Below are 20,968 nucleotides of genomic sequence, written 5' to 3' on the forward strand. Positions count from 1 at the left end.
CTCCAGTACGATCAGGGTTTAAAAACCAATCACCACTTCATTTCGCCCTTGGCGACTTTGGCGCTCAGTTCCAGCGAACTTTCGTCGGCGAGGGTCGGGTAACGCTTCTTCATGGCTGCGATCAGGGCGGCGGAGTCCTTGGCCTTGGCCGTCTCGATATCGAAGGCTTTGATGTAGTCAGCGGTAAACGCCACGGATTCGAGCGACGGGCTGCCCAGGTAGTGACCCGGAATCACCGTGTGCGGTTTCAGTTGTTCGATGCGTTGCAAGGTTGCCACCCAATCTTTGTGGGACTGGGCGGTCTGGGTGTCGGCCATCCACAGGTGGATGTTTCCTGCCACGACCACGCCACCCACGACGGCCTTGATCGACGGGATCCACACGAAGCTGCGATCCGGCTGCGGGCCGTCCAGGCCGATGACTTCCAGTTGCTCACCTTCAAGCGTCAGGCTGTGGCCTTCAAGCACTTGCGGCACGAGGGTTTTGGCCGGTTTGTCGGCGCCCATTTTCGGACCCCAGAATGCCAGTTTGCCGGCCACGGTGGCCTTGATGTGGTCGACCACCGGTTGCGGCGCCAGCACCTTGGCGTCGGGGAAGGCCGCGGTCAGGGTATCGAGGCCGAAGTAGTAGTCCGGGTCGCCGTGGCTGATGTAGATGGTGGTCAGGTGTTTGCCGCTGGCGCGAATTTTCTGCACCAGTTGCTCAGCCTGGCCTTTGCCGAATTGCGCATCCACCAGGATCGCGTCTTTGGCTCCGCTGACCAGCACCGAACTGACCGGGAAGATCGCCGCTTCGCCTGGGTTGTACACGTCGAGTTTCAGGTCTGCCGCTGCCGCGTGGGCTGCAAAGGCCAGGGCGGCGGTGGCCAGGGTCAAGCGTTTGAAGGTTGAGAACATCGGGCAGCTCCTGCCATCGGTAAGGGATGTACAGAGCTTAGTTGCACCAAACGCAACAAAAAATGCGATGCTTGGACATAGTTTGTTTCTAAAATCGGGCAAATCATGGATCGTCTTCAAGCAATGCGCGTGTTTGTGACGGTGGTGGACTTGGGCAGCCAATCCGCCGCCGCCGACCATCTGGACCTGTCGCGCCCGGTGGTGTCGCGCTATTTGGCCGAACTGGAAGACTGGGTCGGCGCGCGCCTGCTGCACCGCACCACGCGCAAGCTGAGCCTGACCGCCGCCGGCAGTGAAACGTTGCCGCGTTGCCGGCAATTGCTGGAGCTGTGCTGCGACATGCAAGCCGCCGTCAGCGAGCCCGATGAGGCACCCCGTGGCCTGTTGCGTTTGAGTGTCAGCACCTCGTTCGGCCAGGCGCAATTGGCGGATGCCATCGCCGAGTACGTCAAGCGCTACCCCTTGGTGACGGTGGATATGCAAATGCTCGACCGTACCGTGAATCTGGTGGACGAACGCATCGATGTCGCCATCCGCATCAGTAATGACCTGGACCCGAACCTGATTGCCCGGCGCCTGACCGTCTGTCGCTCCGTGGTGTGTGCTTCACCGGCGTACTTGCTGGAGCATCCGGCCCCGCAGAAGGTCGAGGACCTGGCCCGCCACAACTGCTTGACCCACTCTTATTTCGGCAAAAGCCTGTGGCATTTCGAAGAGGGAGGCGAGCATGTCTCGGTACCGGTGCAGGGCAACATTACTGCCAACGAATCCAGCACCCTGTTGCGTGCGACCCTGGCCGGGGCGGGCGTGTCGCAACTGCCCAGCTACCAGGCCGGTGACTACGTGCGCCGTGGCGAGTTGGTGCGTTTGCTACCCCAGGCAGAACCTCGGCATTTGAGCATTTACGCGGTGTACGCTTCACGCAAGCACATGCCCTCGGCCCTGCGCAGCCTGCTGGATTTTCTGGTGCTGCGCTTTCCCGAAGAGCCTGCGTGGGATGCCGGCCTGTAAACCGACATCAATCTATTGAATGACGCCCGATAATGGCAACTCGCCCTGACTGACCTATGCTTTAAACAGCACTGTCTAGATCCGTTCAGAGGTCTGTGCCATGAGCATCAAAACCAGAAAGTACCTGATGATTTTCACCCTCAGCGCATTCGCCACCGCGCTGTACGGGACTGCCGCCTACCGCGTTGAGCAAACGCGCATGCAACCGGCGGCTTTCGCGATCAGTTGTCATCAGGACCAATGCGTGCCCCGCACCGGCAGTTTCAGCGCGCTCAGGTAGGCTGATCGGCCTTTAATTGCTCGCGAAACGCCTTGGGTGAGAACCCGACCCGTCGACGAAACAGCCGGGAGAAATTGGTTGGGTCGGAAAACCCCAATACCTCCGACATTTCATTGATGGTCATGCTGGTGTAGGTCAGCAAGCGCTTGGCTTCCAGCAACTGGCGGTCGTGCATGATCTGCAACGCCGGTTGGCCGCCCAATTCCCGACACGTCCCGTTCAGGTGTGAGACCGAGATGCCCAGCCTGTGAGCCAGGTCTTCAATCTTGGGGTGTTCGCGGTAATGCTGTTCGACCAACTGGGTGAACCGGCGAAAATACTCGCGGCCCCTGGGCGCGCGCGGATGGCGGCGCTGGATCGCCTGGCGGCTGATCCATACCAGCAGCACGCTGACCAGAGCATGCATCATCATTTCGCGCGCCGGTTGTTCGTCGGCGTATTCGTCCTGCAGGCGGGCGAACTGTGCGTTGAGGTAATCGGCGTCTTTACCTGCCGGATAATTTCCCAGCGTCTGCAGGCCTCCGGCCGTGGCGCCCAACTGCGCCTGCAGGTGGCTCACCAGTGGCGCCGACAGTGTCACCACGTAGCCTTCCACCTCTTCGGCAAACCTGAACCCGTGCACACACATGGGCGGCAGGACTTGCAGGGTGGCCTCGTTGAGCGTGGTGCGTTGGCCTTCGATTTCCAGGTGCGCCTGGCCTTTGTGGACGTACAGTAACTGGCACAGATCCGCGTGCCGGTGGGGTTGGATTTCCCACTGGTATTCCCGACTCCTTCGGGAAATGGTTTCGCAGTGCAACAAATCGGGGGTTGGCCATTGCTGGCTTTCCCCGTAAAGCTTGAAGACCGGAATCGCGGTATTGGTCATGGTTTCAATCCGATACTCAGGACAGTAGTGCGGTAATCGCCCAAATTGGCAAAAAGCGCAGGCTTTATGGCAGTTCTCACCTTCTTATGCTGCCCGCTCAAGTGAAAAATGTCAGCCACAAGACCAATGACAACTCTTTCACTTGATCAGTTCGGGTGAAGCCTGCGGGTGATAAAAATAATGAAAACGCTGAATACTCAAGTCGCCATCATCGGTGCCGGTCCTTCCGGATTGTTGCTCGGCCAGTTGTTGCATAACGCGGGTATCCAGACCCTCATCCTAGAGCGCCAAAGTGCCGATTACGTGCAAGGTCGCATCCGCGCCGGGGTGCTGGAGCAGGGCATGGTCGACCTGCTGCGCGAGGCAGGCGTCAGCCGACGTATGGACGCCGAAGGGCTGGTGCATGATGGTTTCGAGTTGGCACTCAATGGCGAGCTGACCCACATCGACCTCAAATCCCTGACCGATGGCCAATCGGTCATGATCTACGGCCAGACCGAAGTCACCCGCGACCTCATGGCGGCCCGCGCCGCTGCTGGCGCCGTAACGTTGTACGAAGCGTCCAATGTGCAGCCCCATGACCTGAAAAGCGATCGCCCCTGGCTGACCTTCGAACATCAGGGCGAAACCTTTCGCCTGGAGTGCGACTACATCGCCGGTTGCGACGGTTTCCACGGCGTGGCCCGGCAGTCGATTCCGGCCGAATCGCTCAACGTCTTCGAACGGGTCTACCCCTTCGGTTGGCTGGGTATCCTGGCCGACACACCGCCGATCCACGCCGAACTGGTGTACGCCAAACACGCGCGCGGCTTCGCCCTGTGCAGCATGCGTTCACCGACCCGCAGCCGCTATTACCTGCAAGTGCCGGTGGACGAATCGCTGGAAGAATGGCCGGACGAGCGCTTCTGGGACGAACTGAAAAGACGCCTGCCGGGTCCGCTTGCGCAACAGTTGGTTACCGGTCCGTCGATCGAGAAAAGCATCGCGCCATTGCGCAGCTTCGTGGTGGAGCCGATGCAGTACGGGCGCCTGTTCCTGCTGGGGGATGCCGCGCACATCGTGCCACCGACCGGCGCCAAGGGCCTGAACCTGGCGGCCAGTGACGTGAGTACGTTGTATCGGATCTTGCTCAAGGTATACCGCGAAGGGCGGGTGGACTTGCTGGATAAGTATTCCGCCATCTGCTTGCGTCGCGTCTGGAAGGCCGAACGGTTTTCCTGGTGGATGACCTCGATGCTGCATGAGTTTCCGGAAGCGGACGGCTTCAGTCAGCGGATTGCACAGAGTGAACTCGAATACTTCATCCATTCGCAGGCGGGCCGTAAAACCATCGCAGAAAATTACGTCGGACTTCCTTACGAAGCTATCGAGTAGCCTGCTATCGTATCGAGCATTCCCGCCGGCCTTTCCTGCCTGGCGGGCTCTGCTCGAAGGTTCTGTCGTGACCCACCTGAATCAGCCTGCCCCATCCGTTCCCGCCGTACGCAGCGTGCTCGTCGCCCTGATGATGGCGATCTTCCTCGGCGCCCTGGACCAGACCATTGTGGCCGTGTCGATGCCGGCCATTTCCTCGCAGTTCCATGACGTCAACCTGCTGGCCTGGGTGATCTCCGGCTACATGGTGGCGATGACGGTGGCGGTGCCGATCTACGGCAAGCTCGGCGACTTGTACGGGCGGCGGCCGATGATGCTGATCGGCATGGGCGTGTTCACCCTGGCCTCGTTGTTCTGCGGCATGGCGCAAAGCATGGAGCAACTGGTGCTGGCGCGGATTCTCCAGGGCATCGGCGCCGGCGGAATGATCTCGGTGAGCCAGGCGATCATCGGCGACATCATCCCACCTCGCGAGCGGGGGCGTTATCAGGGCTATTTCAGCAGCATGTACGCGGTGGCGAGTGTGGCCGGGCCGGTGTTGGGCGGTTATATGACCGAGTATCTGTCCTGGCGCTGGGTATTTTTGATCAACCTGCCGCTGGGCGCCGGTGCCTGGTATGTGGCCCATCGCACGCTGGTAGGGCTGCCGGTGCCGCAACGCACACCGATCATCGACTACCTCGGCACCGTCCTGATGATCATCGGCCTGACGGCCTTGTTGCTGGGCATCACCGAAATCGGCCAGGGCCATCATTGGCGCGATGAGCAGGTGCTGGGGTTGTTGGCCTGTGCGCTGGTGGCGCTGAGCGTATTTGTGTGGCACGAACGCCGCGCACGCGAGCCGTTGCTGCCCATGCACCTGTTCGCCAACCGCAGCGCGGTGCTGTGCTGGTGCACGATTTTCTTCACCAGTTTCCAGGCGATTTCCCTGACGGTGTTGATGCCCTTGCGTTATCAGACGGTGACCGGCTCGGGCGCCGACAGCGCAGCCTTGCACCTGCTGCCGCTGGCCATGGGCTTGCCGATGGGCGCCTACTTTGCCGGGCGCATGACCTCGGTGACCGGTCGTTATAAACCGATGATTCTCACCGGCGCGCTGTTGAGTCCTTTCGCCATCCTTGGCATGGCCTACAGCGCTCCGCAGGCGGTCGGGCTGACGGCGATCTTCATGCTGCTGTGCGGAATCGCTGCCGGCATGCAGTTCCCGACCTCCCTGGTCGGCACACAAAACTCCGTTGAACAACGGGACATCGGCGTCGCCACCAGCACCACCAACCTGTTCCGTTCGTTGGGTGGGGCGGTTGGGGTGGCATGTATGTCGGCATTGCTGCTGGCGCTGTTGCAGGACTCCAGCTTTGCCCACCTGGCCAGCGGTTCGTTGGTTGCAGAGGGCAGTTCCGGCAACGTGTTGCTCGATGGCCTGAACGCCGCGCCAGGCCCGGCCCGGGACGCCCTGCGCGGCGAGTTGGCGGTGACGTTCAGGCATCTGTTGATGGTGAGTGCGGCGGTGTCGTTGCTGGGGTTGGCGGCGGCGATTGCGATGCCGAATCGCCTGTTACGCGGCCGCGAAGATAAAGCTCGATAACTGACAGGATGAAGCGCGAAATGTGGGCGAGGGCGTGCTCCCACATTTGATTGCATGCCACCCCGGATCAAGGGCTGTAGTAACCCACCGCCACCATGAAATGCCCGGCCTTGCGCAGGTACGCATGCTTGTTCTCGACCTTGTCGGTCACCGGGTTTTTCCAGCGGTATTTGTATTCACTCTGGTCCTGTTGGGCCATCAGATGCAGGATCGGCTCGCCGACGGGCTTGCCGTCCGGGTCCTTGATCTTGCTGAAGTCGGTATTGACCAGCCGCAGGTTGGTGCCGTGGGCCACATAGCGCCGGGTGTCCAGGTCCACGACGAACACGTACAGATCATCCTGCAGGAAGCCGCCTTCCAGTGAGTTGATCGCCTTGAGCGTACCGGCCTCATCCTTGACCAGCGCTTTCACCGCTTTGTCGCGCAATGCTCGCGCCTGTTCCGGCGTAGCCCGTGGCAAGTAGTAACCCACCGCCAGGATGCGCTGGCCCACGCGTTGATAGAACACGTGCTTGTGTTCGACCTTGCCATCGTTCCAGTTCTGCCAGCGGTAGTCGGCCTGCTGGATACCCTGGCCTTCCGGCACGGCCAGCGCCTGTTTGAACGAGGCTTGCAGGTCCGGGCCGAGTAGCTCCGACACATCGCGACCGATCAAGGCGGAGGAAGGCCCGCCGCTGGCCAGCAGCACACCCTGGGTGTCGACCACAAATACGTAGCGGTCGTGGTCGATAAACTCGCCCTGGCGGCTGAACGCCGCGAAGGCCTTGTCGCCATTGGTCTGGTAGTAAGCCAGGGCTTTTTCCAGCAGATGCCTGGCCGCCTGGGCGTCCTCGTCCTGCGTGGCTGCGTGCACCTGGCTGAAACACAACAGCAACAGCCAGGTGATTCTGAGTAATCCCTTCATGCCCCGTCCTCATTCTTATTGATGTGACAACAGCGTAGACGGCTGTAGCTCAGGGCGCCGCCAGCCACTGGTTGACGATGCGCTCGTACTCCCCGGTGGCCACGCTCAGGTGCAGCCATTGATCGACGTAGCTTTTCCACGCTACATCATCCCGGGGCAGCAGGAAGGCTTTTTCGCTGTACTGCATTTGCCGCTGCGGGTTGACCGCGCACAGCCCGGGCTTCTGTTTTTGCTGGTAACGCGCTTCGCTGGCGTCGGTGATCATCACGTCGGCCTTGCCCGCCAGCAGTTCATCGAAAATCGTCACATTGTCATGCAGGCGTATCTGCGCCTGGCCCAGATGGGCACGGGCAAATACTTCATTGGTACCGCCGGCGGGTTCGATTACGCGCACCTGCGGCTGGTTGATCTGCTCGACGGTCTGGTAGCGTTGCACGTCGGCGCAGCGCACCAACGGGATCTTGCCGTCGACGCCCAGCGATTGGCTGAAAAAGGCTTTTTTCTGGCGTTCCAGCGACACGGAAATGCCGCCCACGGCGATGTCGCAATGTTGGGCGAGGAAGTCCGGCATCAGGGTTTTCCAGGTGGTGGGCACCCAATGGATCTTCGCGTTGAGGCTCTTGGCCAAGGATTCGGCCATGGCAATGTCGATGCCTTCATAGCCGCCATCGGCGCGCAGCGCGGAGTAAGGCTTGTAGTCGCCGGTGGTGCAGACGGCCAGCGTGCCACGTTGAAGCACGTCGTCCAGGCGCGAATCGGCCAGGGCGTAGGAGGTCAGACTTGCCAATAGACAGAAGGCCAGTGGAGCTTTCATGCGGTCGAGTCCTTGGGGCATGGGCGGGGCCGTCATTATTTCCAGCGGGCCGGGGGATAGCAATGTTTAGCCGAGCTGCAACCAAACTCCGCCAACCCTGAATTGAACAACCGTTGTGTGCGTGTGACGCTGGCCGACCTCTACCTCACTGTGGCTTACACATGGATGGTTCCCCCGACACTCACCCTGAGACATCGCCTGGCGCTGTGGTGCCGAGCGATTCGACGGTCGTCGAGGCGCTGCCATCCGAGCTGGCATTCTGGGCACTGTTCCACTGCCGTCATGCCCGCCCACCCGATACCTCTCTCTTGCGTTGATCCGCCCCATGGATGACGCGCACCTGTGCGCATCTGCCCGGCGGCGCCTGTGCGCCTGCCTGATACAACCGTATGAGAATTGCCATGAGTGTTTTTGCCGGCTTGCACGAAGCCCAATCGTTCCTTGAACACAACCCGGACATCGAGATGTTCGAACTGTTTATCCTCGACAATAACGGCGTACCGCGCGGCAAGTTGCTGCACCGCGATGAGCTGTTGGCGGTGTACGAGAGTGGTCGGCCATTGCCCAGCACGATCCTCGGCCTGACCATCAACGGTGATGATGTGGAAAACTCGGGGTTGGTGTGGGACGTCGGTGATATCGACTGCCGCGCCTATCCGCTCAGCGGCAGCTTGCAGCGGATGCCATGGCGCCTGATCCCGACGGCGGCCGTGCAGGTCAGCATGCACCCCACCGAAGGCTTGCCCACCACTGTGGCCGACCCTCGGCATTTACTGGCCAAAGTCATCGATGGGTTGAACGCTGACGGGTATTACCCGGTGATGGCGGCGGAGCTGGAGTTCTACCTGCTCGACCAGAAGCCCGACAATAACGGCCGCCCGCAACCGGCGCGGGATGTGGACGGCAATCGTCCACGCTCGACCCAGGTTTATGGCCTGCGCGAGCTTGAGCAGATCGAGCCGTTTCTCGCCGACCTCTACAGTGCCTGCAAACTGCAAGGCATCCCGGCGCGTACGGCGATCTCCGAATACGCCCCAGGCCAGGTGGAAATCACCCTGGAACATCGTTTTGATGCGCTGCAAGCCATGGATGAAGCGGTGCGCTATAAACGCCTGGTCAAAGGTGTGGCCCATAAACACGGCATGACCGCCTGCTTCATGGCCAAGCCGTTCGACAACCTGGCAGGCACCGGCATGCACATGCACGTCAGCCTGGCGGACGCTCAGGGGAACAACCTGTTTGCCAGCGAAGCCGCCGACGGCACACCCCTGCTGCGCCAGGCGGTGGGCGGCATGCTCAGCACCTTGCTCGACTCGCTGCTGATGTTCTGCCCCAACGCCAACTCCTACCGTCGTTTCCAGACCAACAGCTATGCGCCCCTGGCCGCCACCTGGGGGGTGGACAACCGTACCGTCAGCCTGCGCGTTCCCGGTGGCCCGGCGCACTCGCGACATATCGAGCACCGCATCTGCGGCGCCGATGCCAACCCTTACCTGGCTGCCGCCGCGATTCTGGCCGGCATCCACCGGGGCATCCGCGAACAACGCGACCCCGGCGCGCCGGTGCAAGGCAATGGCTACGCCCAGGCCAAGGAACTACTGCCCACCGACTGGCTCACCACGCTGCGTGCGTTGGAGGCGTCAAGTTGGGCGCGAGAGGCATTCGGCAATGAGTTCCTCGGGGTGTTCCTGGCGGTCAAGCGCGCCGAATATCGCCAGTTCATGGGGGAAGTGGGTGAGCAGGATTGGCGGTGGTACCTGAACCAGGCCTGACAGGATTTGTGGTCACGACGGTTTCGACCTTTTTTTCACGTTGCAGTGGTTAAGCTGCGGATCAAGGTCGTTCACTACCGTTTCGCCTACATGAGCCCGCGATGTCGCCACAACCACCATCCTCCATCGAGATCGAATTCACCGAACGCTGTGACCGTGAACATGCCCGGGTATGCGGTGACACCCGTCCGCCAGGGCTGTTGCAGCGCCTGGCTGCCTGGCGCACAGCTCGGCTGGTGCGCCATGCGTTGAAGGTGGCGGGCGAGCCGGGGCTGATCCTTGACCTGGCCTGCGGCTCGGGGCAGTTCTGGCCCGTGCTGGGCGAACACGTCAACCGGGTGATCCTGGCCTCGGACAACTCCCAGAACATGCTCGACCACGCGCGCACCCATCACCCGGCGGCGCTGCTCAAGCGAATCAAGACCTTTCAAGGCTCAGCGTTTTCCATTGGCCTGTCGGCGAATGCGGTGGACTGCATTTTCTGCCTGGAATTGTTTCGCCACGTCCTCGACAGTGAAGTGCGCTTGACGTTGCTGCGCGAGTTTCATCGAGTCAGCCGCGACACGGTGATCGTCTCGGTGAATGCACGCGAAACGGTGGAAGGTGAATTCCGCGAGGCCGGTTTCAAGGTCCTGAGTTACCAGGAATTCCTCCCGGGCTCCAAATTGTGGCGGGTCTACGTTCTGCGTAAGAGAGGATAAGTTCCGCTCGTCGGACTATTCTCCGTCTCTTGTCGGAGTTTTCATGATCGTGTGTGCACTGCGAATGCTCGCAAGCCCCTTTCGCGATATATACTGCGCGCCATTCTTCAAGGGAGAGCCGTGTGGCCATCGATATTCACTGGATCTGCGACAACGATAGCCTCGGCCTGCATTGCGCCGAATGGCAGCAGTTGCCATTCGTTGCCCTCGACACCGAATTCATGCGGGTCGACACTTTTTATCCCATTGCCGGGCTGATCCAGATTGGTGATGGCGTACGCGCTTACCTGATCGACCCCCTGACCATCGACAATTGGCAACCGTTGGCCGCTTTGCTGGAAAACCCGGCGGTGATCAAGGTGGTGCACGCCTGCAGCGAAGACCTCGAAGTGTTGTTGCGCCTGACCGGCAGCTTGCCGGTGCCGCTGTTCGATACCCAGTTGGCCGCGGCTTACCTGAACCTCGGCTTCTCCATGGGCTACTCGCGCCTGGTGCAAACCGTGCTCGATATCGAGTTGCCCAAGGGCGAAACCCGCTCGGACTGGCTGCAGCGGCCGTTGTCCGAGACCCAGGTGAGCTACGCCGCCGAAGACGCCGTGCACCTGGCCGAGGTGTATACCCGCCTGCGTCCGCGCTTGTCCGATGACAAGTACGCGTGGGTGCTGGAAGACGGCGCCGAACTGGTGGCGAACCTGCGCCGCGAAGTCGACCCGTACGAGGTGTACCGCGAGGCCAAGCTGGCGTGGAAACTGTCCCGTGCCCAACTGGCCGTCCTGCGTGAACTGTGCGCCTGGCGCGAGCAGCAGGCCCGTGCCCGTGACCTGCCGCGCAACCGTATCATTCGCGAACATTCGCTATGGCCCCTGGCCAAAACCCAGCCGGATAACCTCGCCGCGCTGGGCAAGATCGAAGACATGCACCCGCGCACCGTGCGTCAGGATGGCCAGTTCCTGCTGGACCTGATCAAACGTGCCGGTAGCGTGCCCATGGACCAATGGCCGCCTGCCGTCGCAGAACCCCTGCCGGTAGATGCTGCCGCGCTGATCAAAGAACTGCGTGCCTTGGGCCAGGCGTTCGCCGAACGCCTGGACATGGCGCCGGAACTGATGCTGCGCAAGAAAACCCTCGAAGCCCTGGTTAAAAGTGGCTACCCCGATGGGCCTTACCAACTGCCAGACTCGCTGCGTGGCTGGCGCCGCGAGTTGATGGGCCAGGCGCTGCTCGACAGCCTGGCCACTGCCGGAGAACAGCCTTGAAACGTATTTGCTCCATCTACCGCAGCCCGAAACGTGCCGGCATGTACCTCTATGTACTCAAAAGCGATGCCCTGGAGCGCGTGCCCGAAGGTTTGATCACCGTGTTCGGCAAGCCGGTGCACGCCTTTGATCTGGTGCTGACGCCTGAGCGCAAGCTGCAACAGGAAGACATCGTGCAAGTCCTGGAAAACCTCGACAAGCAGGGCTACCACCTGCAAATGCCGCCGGCCGAGGACGAGTACATCGAACACTTGCCCGAAGAGCTGCTGCGCCGCAACGACCCGATCTGATCGGTAGTGCCCTGTTCAGGGCACCTGCTTCCATGGACTCGTATTAGTTGGCGGTGGCCGTAAGGATGCGGGCGGCCGTCTGCACTGTTTTTGAAAGGTTTGAACCATGCGTGTTCTGATTGCTGAACAGGATCACCCGCTCTATGCCCAACTGCTGCGTGACGCGGCTCCGGACCTTGAGGTATTGACCAGCGGTGATTCCGCCGAACTGTCGCGCCTGGCCGCCGATTGCCCGGTGTGGCTGGGCCAGCCGGACCTGCTGGCGACCCTGTTGCGTCAGGGCCACCAGCCGCAATGGCTGCAATCGACCTGGGCGGGTATCACACCGCTGCTGGCCGAAGGCTTGCCCCGCAACTATCGCCTGACCCGTGCGGTCGGCATCTTTGGCCAGGTCATGGCCGAGTTTGTGCTCACCTACATGCTGGGCCACGAGCGCGAAGTGCTGGCGCGGCTGGTCAGCCAGGTCGAGCGCAAATGGGACAACCGCATGGGCCAGAGCCTGGCGGGGCGCAAGGTGCTGGTGGTCGGTACCGGCGATATCGGCCAGAGCGTGGCTGACTTCCTGGTGCCGTTCGGCGTCGAGCTTTACGGTATCGCCAGCACCGCACGTGAGCAGGCGCCGTTTAAAGAAGTGGCCGCGCTCGATCAATTGGGTCGGTTGGTGGGGGAGGTCGACTACGTGGTCAACCTGCTGCCCAATACGCCCAACACCCATGACCTGTACGACGCAGCGCTGTTCAAGCAATTCAAGCCGACCGCCTTGTTCATCAATGTCGGGCGCGGCGTGGCGGTGGTGGATGCCGATCTGGTCGAGGCCTTGAAAGAAGGGCACCTGGCCGGTGCGGTGATCGACGTGTGCCGCCAGGAGCCGTTGCCGCAACGTCACCCGTTCTGGACCGCCTGGGGCTTGTTGCTGACCGGCCACAGTTCGGCGCCGACGTCGCCTTCGATGATGGTGGGGTTGTTCGTGCAGAACCTGCGCGCGTACCAGGCCAAGGAAGCGTTGCGCGGGGAAGTGGATTTCGAGCGCGGTTACTGACTGTACCCGGAGCGAATTGTGGGAGCAGGCTTGCTCCCACAGAGGGTATTGCGTCAGCGTCAGAGGCTGAAATCGCCTTCGGACACCAGCTCGCTCAACGGCCGGCGCGGGCTCGGCGCTTCGCGGCCTTGCAGGTACTCGGGCAAGGTCGATTTGTCACCCAGCTTGCCCACGGCCACCGCCGCGTGCAACGCATAACCTTCCGGAATCTTCAGCTCCTTGCGCGTCAGCTCCTGATCGAAGCCGGCCATGCCGTGGGTGTGCCAGCCGGCGAGGCTGGCTTGCAGTGCCAGGTGGCCCCAGGCAGAACCGGTGTCAAAGGTGTGCCACAGCGCAGGCGTTTCTTCGCTGGCGCCAGGGGCGATAAAGTCGGTTTTCGAAGCAATGATCACCAAGGCCGATGCGTGCTGCGCCCAACCCCGGTTGAATTCATTGAGCAGGCCCAGGAAGCGTTCCCAGTTTGGCGTGTCGCGACGTGCATACAGAAAGCGCCATGGCTGCGAGTTGTAGGCCGACGGTGCCCAGCGCGCGGCTTCGAAAAAGCTCAGCAGGGTCTCCTGCGGGATGCTTTCGCCAGTGAAGGCGCGGGGCGACCAGCGGTCGGTGAATTGGGGATGAATCGGATAATCGGCAACACGTGTCATGAGCAATTCCTGATCGTCAATTCGGTGCTCAAAGCTACTGCGGGTCCGCCGCACTGACAAGTCTTGTCACACCGCCAGTCGTAAGCGCTTGGCCCCAGGGGCCTTGGGCACTAGACTGACGGCCTTTCACTTGACGATGTTGATGTAGAGCCATGGCCGCCAAAGTCGAACCTTTCTGGATACGCAAAACCCTTGAACACCTCGATCAGGAGGAGTGGGAGTCGTTGTGCGATGGCTGTGGCCTGTGCTGTCTGCAGAAGCTCGAGGATGAAGATGACAACAGCGTTTATTACACGCGTATCGCCTGCAAACTCCTCGACCTGAAAACCTGCCAGTGCACCGACTACCCCAACCGTCGCGCCTCGGTGCCTGATTGCATCCAGCTCACCCCGGGCCAGGCTGATCAGTTCAAATGGCTGCCGCCGACCTGCGGCTACCGCCTGGTCAGCGAACGCAAAGACCTGCCGCTGTGGCATCACCTGGTCTGCGGCGACCGCGATGCGGTGCATCATGAACGCATTTCCCAGTCCGGACGCATGCTCAGCGAAGGCAGCGTGCCCGAAGACGACTGGGAGGATTACCTGATCTTCCGTGCCGGCTAACCAAGGGGTCTCTATGCGGGTGGGAACCAAGCTGACGGCAAGCCTGGTATTGCTGGCGCTGAGCATGCCTGCGTGGTGTGCGAAGAAAGTCGACCTGGACTATCACGTCAAGTTATTGCCCCAGAGCGATCAAGCCGAAGTGCGCGTGAGCCTGTCGCAAGGCTCGGCAGTGCGCAGCCTCAACTTCGACCTGGGGCGCGCCGGCGACTACAGCGACTTCAAGGCCGACGGTCAATGGAAAGTCACCGGCAGCCGCGGTGTGTGGCAGCCCGGCGCCGACAAAGCCAGCCTGACCTACCGCGTACGCCTCACCCATGCGCGTAAGCCTGGTCTCTATGAGGCCCGCATGACGCCCGATTGGGCACTGTTTCGTGGTGAAGACCTGGTGCCGGCTGCCCGGTTGGACCAACAGGACGGCATCGAGTTGGTCTCGCGCCTGGTGTTCGAACTGCCGGCCGGTTGGAAAAGCATCGAAACCGCCTGGCCGCGCATCGGCAAAAACAAATTCCGTGTCGACAACCTCTCGCGGCTGTTCGACCGCCCCACCGGCTGGATGCTCGCCGGTACCCTCGGCAGCCGTCGCATGCGTTTTGGCGAAACCGAAGTCACCGTGGCCGCTCCGAAGGGGCAGGGCATGCGTCGCATGGATGTGCTGACGCTGCTGACGTTCGTCTGGCCGCAAGTTGAAGCGGCCTTCCCGCGCCATCCGGCGAAACTGTTGATCGTGGGTGCCGCCGACCCGATGCGCCGTGGCGTGGTGGCCTCACGCGATTCGATCTACCTCAACAGTCGCACACCGCTGGTCAGCGAAAACGGCAGCAGCCCGCTGATCCGCGAAGTGGTGCAGGCCATCGGCCGCTTCAATGATCACGACAGCAGCGATTGGATCCGCGAGGGGCTGGGAGAGTATTACGCCATCGAGTTGCTGCGGCGGGCCGGCGGCATCACCGATGAACGCTACGCGGCCATACAGGCGCGGCTGGGCAAGGAAGGCAAGGACGTCACCACACTGCGCGGCGAGCACATCAGCGCCGGCGCGGTGGCCAGGGCAGTGGTGGTATTGCAGGAACTGGACCGCGAAATCCGCGTGAAAACCCACAACAAGCGTTCACTCGATGATCTCGCGCAGGGGGTCATGCGGTCCAACAGTATTACCACCGCGGAGTTTGTACAACTGGCTGAGAGCGTGATCGGCGAGTCGTCGGTGGTGCTCGATACCAAGCTGTTGCGTTGATCCCAGCCATGCACCTATCAAAAGTGTGGGAGGCGGCTGGCTCCCACATCTAGATCTCCAACAGCCTGGAGGCTGGAATCAACCTGCAGTTTTGGTGGCTTTTTCTGCGGCTACTTCCGCCCTGGTCTTCAGGTTCTTCAACTCTTGGCCGGCACGTTCAATCTTCGTGCGCACGCTGTTCATTTCCTGGCGGCCCTGCTCCAGCTTGTCCTTGAGCGAGCTGTGCCCGGTAAAGCCCCGCGCCAGCGCCACGCCGCCGATTGCCACCTGGATCAAGCCGAAAATCCCGCCACGGCGCAGGCCTTTGCCGACCATCATCACACCGCCGGCTACCGAGCCGATACGTTCCCAGCCGTGCACGTTCTGGGTGGGCGGAGTTTCGAAGGGGGTGTGTTCGATGATAGGTCGCAGGTTTGTGCTGTCGCTCATGGTCTGTCTCCAACAAGGGCAAGTGTAAATAGCTGACTGTTTGCAGGCGCTGGATGTTCCCGAAAAATCAGTACTTGGGGCCCGAACGGGTGTTGTTGCCCTTGGCCAGGCGGTCGTAGAGCACCACATTGACCGTAGCGGCGAGGTTCATGCAGCCGGTGGTCGGGATGTACACCACGTCTTCACACCAGTCGCGGATCTCTTTGTCGAGGGAACCGTCTTCGGGACCGAAGATGTACAGCGCGCGGTCGGGGTGGGTGTATTCGGGCAGCGGGCGGGCGCCTTCCACCAGTTCCACGGCGACCGGGATGCAGCCCAGGGGCAGGATCTTCTTCAGGTCATCAATGCCGATCAGTGGAATGTCGTGGTGGACCTTCTTGGTATCGGTGATGAAATCCCGGGCGCGCTCGTAACGCACGCCGGTGTAAAACACCGAGGCCACGCCGTAGCAGCCGGCGGCACGCATCACCGAGCCGACGTTTTCGGGGGATTTGGGGTTATACAGACCGATGCAGCTGTAGCGTTTATTGCCCACTGGGAGTGCCTTAAAAGGGCAGCATTATAGCGGCAAGCTTCAAGCTGCAAGTTAAAAGCGTGCTGCTTTTTCTTGCAGCCCGAAGATTTAGGCTTTCGGCTGTTCAAACGGCAAGTTAAAAGCGCACTGGCTTTTTCTTGCAGCTTGCCGCTTGCAACTTGAGGCTTTCACCCGTCCTTCTTCATCAACCCTGCCAACGCCGCAAACGGGTTATGAGTGGCCTTGGCGATGGTCGGGCTGCTGGTGGAGCCTTCGCCGAAATATTGTTGGTCCGTGTAGCGCGAGTGTTCGTTATCGTGGCAGTACAGGCACAGCAACTCCCAGTTGGAGCCGTCCTGGGGGTTGTCATCATGGTTGTGGTTACGGTGGTGTACTGTCAGTTCGCTCAAGCGTTTCCCGGAAAACTCACGGGCACAGCGGCCGCACACGTGGGGGTACATCTTCAAGGCTTTGTCGCGGTAGCCCATTTCCCGGTCGCGCTGGGCATCGGCGAGGATGCGATCCAGCTTGGCGGTGTGGGAGGGCGGGTTGGTCGAGCTCATCATGGCTCCTGGCTATTTGGGTTCACGGACAAGGTTGATTCTAGCCGCTCGCGCTGTAAATGACTGCTTCACTTTACATACAAGGATCTGAAACTTATGCGTCTGCATTCATGGATTATTGCGCTGTTGCTGTGTGTCTTCACTGCCCAGGCCCAGGCGTTCTCCACGCCCAGACCCGGGCAGGTGATCGAGGTGGCCCTTGAACAACTGCATCCGACCCAGGCCGTGGTGGGGTTTGACCAGATTTACTACAGCCTTGGCCTGTTTGCCGACAAGCCGGCCAAGGTCTTCGATGAATATTGCGAGACCAACGGCCAGGGCGCCGCTGATAACGTGCCGAAAAAGGCGGACCTGCACCAACCGACCAGTTTCACCTGCAAAGACCCGGTGGGCACCCATCCCGAGGACATGAAAACCGTGGTAGTCGGCCCTGCCGGTCAGTTGTACCTCACCGACGGTCATCACAGCTTCACCACCTTGTGGGAAGTACCCGGCGGCGGTCCGAAGCTGAAAATGTGGGTCAAGGTCACCGATGACTTCAGCAACAGTACGGACATGGCCACCTTCTGGCAGCGTATGCAGGCGGCGCGTAAGGTCTGGCTCAAGGACAACCAGGGCCAAACCTTGCCGCCCGGGCAATTGCCGGCGCACCTGGGCTTCAAGAACCTGCAGGACGACACTTTCCGCAGCCTGGTGTATTTCACCCGCAAGGCCGCCTACGGCAAGCCGGACGATGGTGCCATCGCGCCGGAATTCCTCGAGTTCTACTGGGGCAACTGGCTGCGCACCCAGATCGACCTGGGTGCTTACAACCTGAACAAGAAGGGTGGCTACAAGGATGCGATCGAAGCGGTAGCCAAGCGCATGGTCAGCCTGGCGCCGGGCTCACAGGTCGGTGACAGCGGTTTTACTGCCCATCAACTGGGCGGCATGACCAAGCTGGATCGCGATGAGCTGGAAAAGACGGTCGACAAGAAAGTGCCGTACGTGATCGATTACCGCAAATCTCTGAATTAAGGTCGATCAAACAGGTGAGAGACGGTAACTGGCAGACCGTCTCAACCTTTGATTTTTTCCGCAATCCAGATGGTATGCCGGGTGCCCTTGTTGCCGTGGGCAAATACTTGCACTTCTTCGGCCTTGAACCCGGCCTTGCGCAGCTTGTCGCTGAACAGCTTGTCGGCGCTGGCCGACCATACGGCCAGCACGCCTTTGGGGCGCAGGGCCTTGGCGCAGGCGGCGAGCCCACCGGCGGAATACAACCAGCTATTGGCTTTTTGCGTAAGGCCCTCGGGACCGTTGTCCACATCGAGCATGATCGCGTCAAAGCCCTGGGGCTCGGCTTGCAGCACCTTGGCCACGTCCTCCATGCGGATCACCGTGCGTGGGTCCAGCAACGGCTGCCCGGATTTCTCCCCGAGCGGGCCGCGGTTCCACTCCACCACACCCGGCACCAGCTCCGCGACGACCACTTCGGCCGTCTTGCCCAGATGCTTGAGGGCCGAGGCCAGGGTGAAGCCCATGCCCAGGCCGCCGATCAACACCCGTGAACCCGGCCGGCCGGCGACCTTGCGGCAGGGGATTTCCGCCAGCGCATCCTCGGAACCGTGCATGCGCGTGTTCATCAACTGGCCGCCATCCCCTCCCTGAATCTTGATGACAAAATCTTCACCGTATTCGAACAGGCACAAGGCACCGCCGTTGTCGGGGATCGGGGTGGTGTCCAGCAGAACGAAACGTTTCATGGAAATCTCATTGGGAAGGGCATTCTTGCGCGGTTGGGAGTAGCCTTACGGTATTCCAGTCAGGCCATGGAGCCATCGATGAAGTGCAACATTCTAACGGTCATTGTGCTTGGCGCGCTCGCATTGGGTACGGCGCAGGCGCAAGAAGTGCAAACCGTGCCGATCGCACCCGCGCCAACCCCAGGTGCCCCCGGCACACCGACACCCACGTTGTACCCGCAAGTCAGCCCGCCCGCGCCCCCCAAGGCCACCGTCAACGGCTCGCCCGCGCTGGAACCGATTGTATTGCCCACGCCGCCGAAAGATCAGACGGTGCCCGGCCTGCAACAAAACGACAGCAAGCCGAAGACGCCCGGCGGTTAATGACGGTTGCGGCCGTCATTTCCCGCCGCACTCAGTCAGTAAGATAACCCCAGTGCCTTGAACACAAACCCGTACTCAAGCGCCACATCTCGTAGTCCCTGGTAACGGCCACTCATGCCGCCATGGCCGGCGCCCAGTTCGGTCTTGAGCAGCAACAGGTTGTCGTCCGTCTTGGTGTCACGCAGCTTGGCTACCCACTTGGCTGCCTCCCAGTACTGCACGCGGCTGTCGTTGTAACCGGCGATCACCAGGGTGGCCGGGTAGGCTTGGGCGCTGACGTTTTCGTAAGGTGCGTAAGCCTTGATGCGTGCGTAGACCTCGGGCTCTTCAGGGTTGCCCCATTCGTCGTACTCGGTGATGGTCAACGGCAGCTCCGGGTCGAGCATGGTGTTGAGCACATCGACGAAGGGCACCTCGGCAATCGCCGCCTGGAACAGCTCCGGCCGCTGGTTGAGTACGGCGCCGATCAACAGGCCTCCGGCACTGCCGCCGCTGATCGCCAGTTGCCTGGATGTGGTCAGGCCTTGGGCGATCAGGTGTTCGGCGCAGGCGATAAAGTCGCTGAAGGTGTTCTGCTTGTGCTCCTGTTTGCCGTTGCGATACCAGGCTTCACCCAGTTCGCCACCGCCGCGCACATGGGCGATGGCAAACGCGACGCCACGGTCGAGCAGGCTCAGGCGCGCATGGGAAAACCACGGGTCCAGGCTCGAGCCGTAGGCACCGTAGCCGTAGAGGTACAGCGGTGTGGTTTTGCCGAGCTGGTCACGCTTGACCACCAGGCTGATCGGCACCTGGGTGCCGTCGACGGAAGTGGCCCACAGGCGCTGGCTGACGTAGTCGTCGGCGTTGAACGCGCCGAGTACTGGGGTTTCCTTGAGCACCGCCTGCGCGCCTGTCGCCAGTTCAAGCTGACGCACCTGGGCCGGGCGGTTCAGGGCTTCGTAGCGCAGGCGGATCTTGTCGCTCGAAAATTCCAGGCTGTTCTGTACGTAGAGGCTATAGGCGGCGTCGGGCAATTCCACGCGGTATGTCGGCATGTCCTGGGGGTGCACTTCGATCACCGGCAGGCCGCCGATACGCAGGCTAAGGGTCATGGCGCTGGCGTTCAGGCTCACACCGTCGAGCATGACCTCATCGCTGTGAGGGATCAGGTTGTGCCAGTCAGCCTCGCCGGGCACGCTGCCGGTGTCGGCGGCGACGAACAGTGCGTAGTTGATGCCGTCGCGGTTGCTGCGGATAAACCAGGTCCACTCGCCGTTACGCTTGCCGTGGTCCACATCGTATTCATGGTCCTCGACACGGGGCGCCAGGCAGGTGAAGTCCAGGTGCGGCTGGTCGGCGTCCAACGCCCAGGTCTCGCTGGTGGTCTTGCTGCCCAGGGCCAGCAATAACTGACGCTCGGAGCTGGAGCGGTAGCAATGCAGGAAGAAACGTCCGTCGGGCTCGTGGAACACTTCCTGCGCCGCCGTGCCATCCAGGCGGTAGCGATACAGCTTGTGCGGACGATGGGTATCATCCAGCTCGCCGAAAAACAGGGTCAGGCTGTCATTCGCCCAGATCATGCTGCCGTCGCAGTTTTCGAACTCCAGTTCGCTGACTTTGCCGGTGGCCAATTCCTTCACGTACAGGGTGTAAACCTCTTCACCGCTGGTATCGAGGCTGTAGGCCAGGCGCTGATGGTCGGGGCTGATACTGAAGGCACCGAGGGAGAAAAAGCCGCCATTGGCCAGCACGTTAGGATCGAGCAGCAGTTCTTCGCTGCGCTCGTCCACCTGGTTACCCTCGTCCGCCGGGCGGCGGCAGCGGTAGTGGCGGGCGTATTCGTCGCCCGCGGTGGTGCGTGTGTAATACAGGTACGGCCCCCAGGGTGAGGGCAGGGACAGGTCGGTTTCCAGGATGCGGCCCTTGATCTCTTCGAACAGGGTTTCGCGCAGGGCTTTCTGGTCGGCGAGCTGGGCTTCCTGCCAGGCATTTTCAGCCTTGAGGTAATCGAGCACGTCGTGGTTGTCACGCGCTTGCAGCCAGGCGTACGGATCTGGGCCTTCGCCCTTGCGGGCAATCGGGGCGGTCGATATAGGCATGGA

General features: G+C 61.3%; 23 protein-coding genes. 13 read left to right on the top strand and 10 right to left on the bottom strand.

Annotation, left to right across the window (positions count from 1 at the left end; all coding sequences use genetic code 11):
- Positions 1 to 29 precede the first annotated feature (29 nt).
- Entirely contained in the window at positions 30 to 896 is an 867-nt protein-coding gene (locus M5B97_RS03040) for an MBL fold metallo-hydrolase (protein WP_248730710.1), read from the bottom strand.
- A gap of 105 nt (positions 897 to 1,001) precedes the next feature.
- Here M5B97_RS03040 and M5B97_RS03045 point away from each other — a divergent pair, with 105 nt between their 5' ends.
- Positions 1,002 to 1,907 (top strand): LysR family transcriptional regulator, encoded by a 906-nt coding sequence (locus tag M5B97_RS03045; protein WP_248730711.1) that lies wholly within the window; start codon positions 1,002 to 1,004, stop codon positions 1,905 to 1,907.
- Positions 1,908 to 2,007: 100 nt separating this feature from the next.
- Entirely contained in the window at positions 2,008 to 2,187 is a 180-nt protein-coding gene (locus M5B97_RS03050) for a hypothetical protein (RefSeq protein ID WP_123715057.1), read from the top strand.
- Here M5B97_RS03050 and M5B97_RS03055 read toward each other — a convergent pair.
- On the bottom strand, positions 2,180 to 3,055 hold the full coding sequence (locus M5B97_RS03055) for a helix-turn-helix domain-containing protein (RefSeq protein WP_248730712.1): 876 nt from the start codon (positions 3,053 to 3,055) through the stop codon (positions 2,180 to 2,182). The genes M5B97_RS03050 and M5B97_RS03055 overlap by 8 nt on opposite strands.
- Positions 3,056 to 3,235: 180 nt before the next feature.
- Here M5B97_RS03055 and pobA point away from each other — a divergent pair, with 180 nt between their 5' ends.
- Together pobA and M5B97_RS03065 are read left to right on the top strand one after the other, a co-directional pair.
- Positions 3,236 to 4,429 carry a 4-hydroxybenzoate 3-monooxygenase gene (gene pobA, locus M5B97_RS03060; RefSeq protein ID WP_248730713.1) on the top strand — a complete coding sequence of 398 codons (1,194 nt, stop codon included), beginning with the start codon at positions 3,236 to 3,238 and terminating at the stop codon, positions 4,427 to 4,429.
- A 67-nt stretch (positions 4,430 to 4,496) separates the two neighbouring features.
- Positions 4,497 to 6,014, top strand: a complete 1,518-nt coding sequence (locus M5B97_RS03065; protein ID WP_248730714.1) for an MDR family MFS transporter — start codon at positions 4,497 to 4,499, stop codon at positions 6,012 to 6,014.
- 67 nt (positions 6,015 to 6,081) lie between these two features.
- On the opposite strand, the gene M5B97_RS03070 is transcribed toward M5B97_RS03065, so the two are convergent.
- Positions 6,082 to 6,918: a cache domain-containing protein gene (locus M5B97_RS03070; RefSeq protein ID WP_248730715.1), complete on the bottom strand. Its 837-nt coding sequence runs from the start codon at positions 6,916 to 6,918 to the stop codon at positions 6,082 to 6,084.
- A 49-nt stretch (positions 6,919 to 6,967) separates the two neighbouring features.
- Positions 6,968 to 7,732, bottom strand: a complete 765-nt coding sequence (locus M5B97_RS03075; protein ID WP_248730716.1) for a transporter substrate-binding domain-containing protein — start codon at positions 7,730 to 7,732, stop codon at positions 6,968 to 6,970.
- A gap of 401 nt (positions 7,733 to 8,133) precedes the next feature.
- Between M5B97_RS03075 and M5B97_RS03080 the strand changes: the two genes are divergently transcribed.
- The 5 genes from M5B97_RS03080 to M5B97_RS03100 all read left to right on the top strand — a co-directional run bounded on the left by M5B97_RS03080 (position 8,134) and on the right by M5B97_RS03100 (position 12,790).
- Positions 8,134 to 9,504, top strand: coding sequence for a glutamine synthetase family protein (locus M5B97_RS03080; RefSeq protein WP_248730717.1), 1,371 nt, complete (start codon positions 8,134 to 8,136; stop codon positions 9,502 to 9,504).
- Positions 9,505 to 9,605: 101 nt separating this feature from the next.
- Entirely contained in the window at positions 9,606 to 10,205 is a 600-nt protein-coding gene (locus tag M5B97_RS03085) for a class I SAM-dependent methyltransferase (protein ID WP_123715067.1), read from the top strand.
- Between the two features lie 122 nt (positions 10,206 to 10,327).
- Positions 10,328 to 11,461 carry a ribonuclease D gene (gene rnd / locus M5B97_RS03090; protein ID WP_248730718.1) on the top strand — a complete coding sequence of 378 codons (1,134 nt, stop codon included), beginning with the start codon at positions 10,328 to 10,330 and terminating at the stop codon, positions 11,459 to 11,461.
- Positions 11,458 to 11,751, top strand: a complete 294-nt coding sequence (locus M5B97_RS03095) for a YcgL domain-containing protein (RefSeq protein WP_123715069.1) — start codon at positions 11,458 to 11,460, stop codon at positions 11,749 to 11,751. Before rnd ends, M5B97_RS03095 begins: the two co-directional genes overlap by 4 nt.
- 106 nt (positions 11,752 to 11,857) lie before the next feature.
- Positions 11,858 to 12,790, top strand: coding sequence for a D-2-hydroxyacid dehydrogenase (locus M5B97_RS03100; protein ID WP_123715070.1), 933 nt, complete (start codon positions 11,858 to 11,860; stop codon positions 12,788 to 12,790).
- 59 nt (positions 12,791 to 12,849) lie between these two features.
- Here M5B97_RS03100 and M5B97_RS03105 read toward each other — a convergent pair whose 3' ends face one another.
- On the bottom strand, positions 12,850 to 13,434 hold the full coding sequence (locus M5B97_RS03105) for a nitroreductase family protein (RefSeq protein ID WP_134657927.1): 585 nt from the start codon (positions 13,432 to 13,434) through the stop codon (positions 12,850 to 12,852).
- Positions 13,435 to 13,586: 152 nt separating this feature from the next.
- Here M5B97_RS03105 and M5B97_RS03110 point away from each other — a divergent pair, with 152 nt between their 5' ends.
- Positions 13,587 to 14,036: a YcgN family cysteine cluster protein gene (locus M5B97_RS03110; protein ID WP_003172524.1), complete on the top strand. Its 450-nt coding sequence runs from the start codon at positions 13,587 to 13,589 to the stop codon at positions 14,034 to 14,036.
- 13 nt (positions 14,037 to 14,049) lie between these two features.
- A complete protein-coding gene (locus M5B97_RS03115; RefSeq protein ID WP_248730719.1) occupies positions 14,050 to 15,270 on the top strand; it encodes a hypothetical protein in 1,221 nt (406 codons plus the stop codon).
- 78 nt (positions 15,271 to 15,348) lie between these two features.
- On the opposite strand, the gene M5B97_RS03120 is transcribed toward M5B97_RS03115, so the two are convergent.
- The 3 genes from M5B97_RS03120 to M5B97_RS03130 all read right to left on the bottom strand — a co-directional run bounded on the left by M5B97_RS03120 (position 15,349) and on the right by M5B97_RS03130 (position 16,776).
- Entirely contained in the window at positions 15,349 to 15,699 is a 351-nt protein-coding gene (locus M5B97_RS03120) for a DUF2892 domain-containing protein (protein WP_134657925.1), read from the bottom strand.
- Between the two features lie 67 nt (positions 15,700 to 15,766).
- On the bottom strand, positions 15,767 to 16,234 hold the full coding sequence (locus tag M5B97_RS03125) for an RNA methyltransferase (protein WP_003189607.1): 468 nt from the start codon (positions 16,232 to 16,234) through the stop codon (positions 15,767 to 15,769).
- A 167-nt stretch (positions 16,235 to 16,401) separates the two neighbouring features.
- Positions 16,402 to 16,776 carry a YajD family HNH nuclease gene (locus M5B97_RS03130; protein WP_134657924.1) on the bottom strand — a complete coding sequence of 125 codons (375 nt, stop codon included), beginning with the start codon at positions 16,774 to 16,776 and terminating at the stop codon, positions 16,402 to 16,404.
- Positions 16,777 to 16,872: 96 nt separating this feature from the next.
- Between M5B97_RS03130 and M5B97_RS03135 the strand changes: the two genes are divergently transcribed.
- Positions 16,873 to 17,793: a ParB/Srx family N-terminal domain-containing protein gene (locus M5B97_RS03135; RefSeq protein WP_123715075.1), complete on the top strand. Its 921-nt coding sequence runs from the start codon at positions 16,873 to 16,875 to the stop codon at positions 17,791 to 17,793.
- Between the two features lie 41 nt (positions 17,794 to 17,834).
- On the opposite strand, the gene M5B97_RS03140 is transcribed toward M5B97_RS03135, so the two are convergent.
- Complete coding sequence (locus M5B97_RS03140) at positions 17,835 to 18,521, bottom strand: hypothetical protein (protein WP_248730720.1); 687 nt, start codon at positions 18,519 to 18,521, stop codon at positions 17,835 to 17,837.
- Between the two features lie 78 nt (positions 18,522 to 18,599).
- Here M5B97_RS03140 and M5B97_RS03145 point away from each other — a divergent pair, with 78 nt between their 5' ends.
- Positions 18,600 to 18,884, top strand: coding sequence for a hypothetical protein (locus M5B97_RS03145; RefSeq protein WP_123715077.1), 285 nt, complete (start codon positions 18,600 to 18,602; stop codon positions 18,882 to 18,884).
- 35 nt (positions 18,885 to 18,919) lie between these two features.
- On the opposite strand, the gene M5B97_RS03150 is transcribed toward M5B97_RS03145, so the two are convergent.
- A complete protein-coding gene (locus tag M5B97_RS03150; protein ID WP_248730721.1) occupies positions 18,920 to 20,965 on the bottom strand; it encodes a S9 family peptidase in 2,046 nt (681 codons plus the stop codon).
- Between the last annotated feature and the right edge of the window lie 3 nt (positions 20,966 to 20,968).

It is taken from the genome of Pseudomonas sp. MWU13-2517 (assembly GCF_023242545.1).
Classification (GTDB): Bacteria; Pseudomonadota; Gammaproteobacteria; order Pseudomonadales; family Pseudomonadaceae; genus Aquipseudomonas.

Bases quoted from the DNA above. Each gene is read 5' to 3' on its own strand.
- M5B97_RS03105 (WP_134657927.1), bottom strand. From the start codon at position 13,434: ATGACACGTGTTGCCGATTATCCGATTCATCCCCAATTCACCGACCGC.
- M5B97_RS03150 (WP_248730721.1), bottom strand. From the start codon at position 20,965: ATGCCTATATCGACCGCCCCGATTGCCCGCAAGGGCGAAGGCCCAGAT.
- M5B97_RS03085 (WP_123715067.1), top strand. From the start codon at position 9,606: ATGTCGCCACAACCACCATCCTCCATCGAGATCGAATTCACCGAACGC.
- M5B97_RS03070 (WP_248730715.1), bottom strand. From the start codon at position 6,918: ATGAAGGGATTACTCAGAATCACCTGGCTGTTGCTGTTGTGTTTCAGC.
- M5B97_RS03075 (WP_248730716.1), bottom strand. From the start codon at position 7,732: ATGAAAGCTCCACTGGCCTTCTGTCTATTGGCAAGTCTGACCTCCTAC.
- M5B97_RS03100 (WP_123715070.1), top strand. From the start codon at position 11,858: ATGCGTGTTCTGATTGCTGAACAGGATCACCCGCTCTATGCCCAACTG.
- M5B97_RS03050 (WP_123715057.1), top strand. From the start codon at position 2,008: ATGAGCATCAAAACCAGAAAGTACCTGATGATTTTCACCCTCAGCGCA.
- M5B97_RS03040 (WP_248730710.1), bottom strand. From the start codon at position 896: ATGTTCTCAACCTTCAAACGCTTGACCCTGGCCACCGCCGCCCTGGCC.
- M5B97_RS03045 (WP_248730711.1), top strand. From the start codon at position 1,002: ATGGATCGTCTTCAAGCAATGCGCGTGTTTGTGACGGTGGTGGACTTG.
- M5B97_RS03135 (WP_123715075.1), top strand. From the start codon at position 16,873: ATGCGTCTGCATTCATGGATTATTGCGCTGTTGCTGTGTGTCTTCACT.
- M5B97_RS03080 (WP_248730717.1), top strand. From the start codon at position 8,134: ATGAGTGTTTTTGCCGGCTTGCACGAAGCCCAATCGTTCCTTGAACAC.
- M5B97_RS03130 (WP_134657924.1), bottom strand. From the start codon at position 16,776: ATGAGCTCGACCAACCCGCCCTCCCACACCGCCAAGCTGGATCGCATC.
- M5B97_RS03120 (WP_134657925.1), bottom strand. From the start codon at position 15,699: ATGAGCGACAGCACAAACCTGCGACCTATCATCGAACACACCCCCTTC.
- M5B97_RS03140 (WP_248730720.1), bottom strand. From the start codon at position 18,521: ATGAAACGTTTCGTTCTGCTGGACACCACCCCGATCCCCGACAACGGC.
- M5B97_RS03055 (WP_248730712.1), bottom strand. From the start codon at position 3,055: ATGACCAATACCGCGATTCCGGTCTTCAAGCTTTACGGGGAAAGCCAG.
- pobA (WP_248730713.1), top strand. From the start codon at position 3,236: ATGAAAACGCTGAATACTCAAGTCGCCATCATCGGTGCCGGTCCTTCC.
- M5B97_RS03115 (WP_248730719.1), top strand. From the start codon at position 14,050: ATGCGGGTGGGAACCAAGCTGACGGCAAGCCTGGTATTGCTGGCGCTG.
- M5B97_RS03110 (WP_003172524.1), top strand. From the start codon at position 13,587: ATGGCCGCCAAAGTCGAACCTTTCTGGATACGCAAAACCCTTGAACAC.
- M5B97_RS03145 (WP_123715077.1), top strand. From the start codon at position 18,600: ATGAAGTGCAACATTCTAACGGTCATTGTGCTTGGCGCGCTCGCATTG.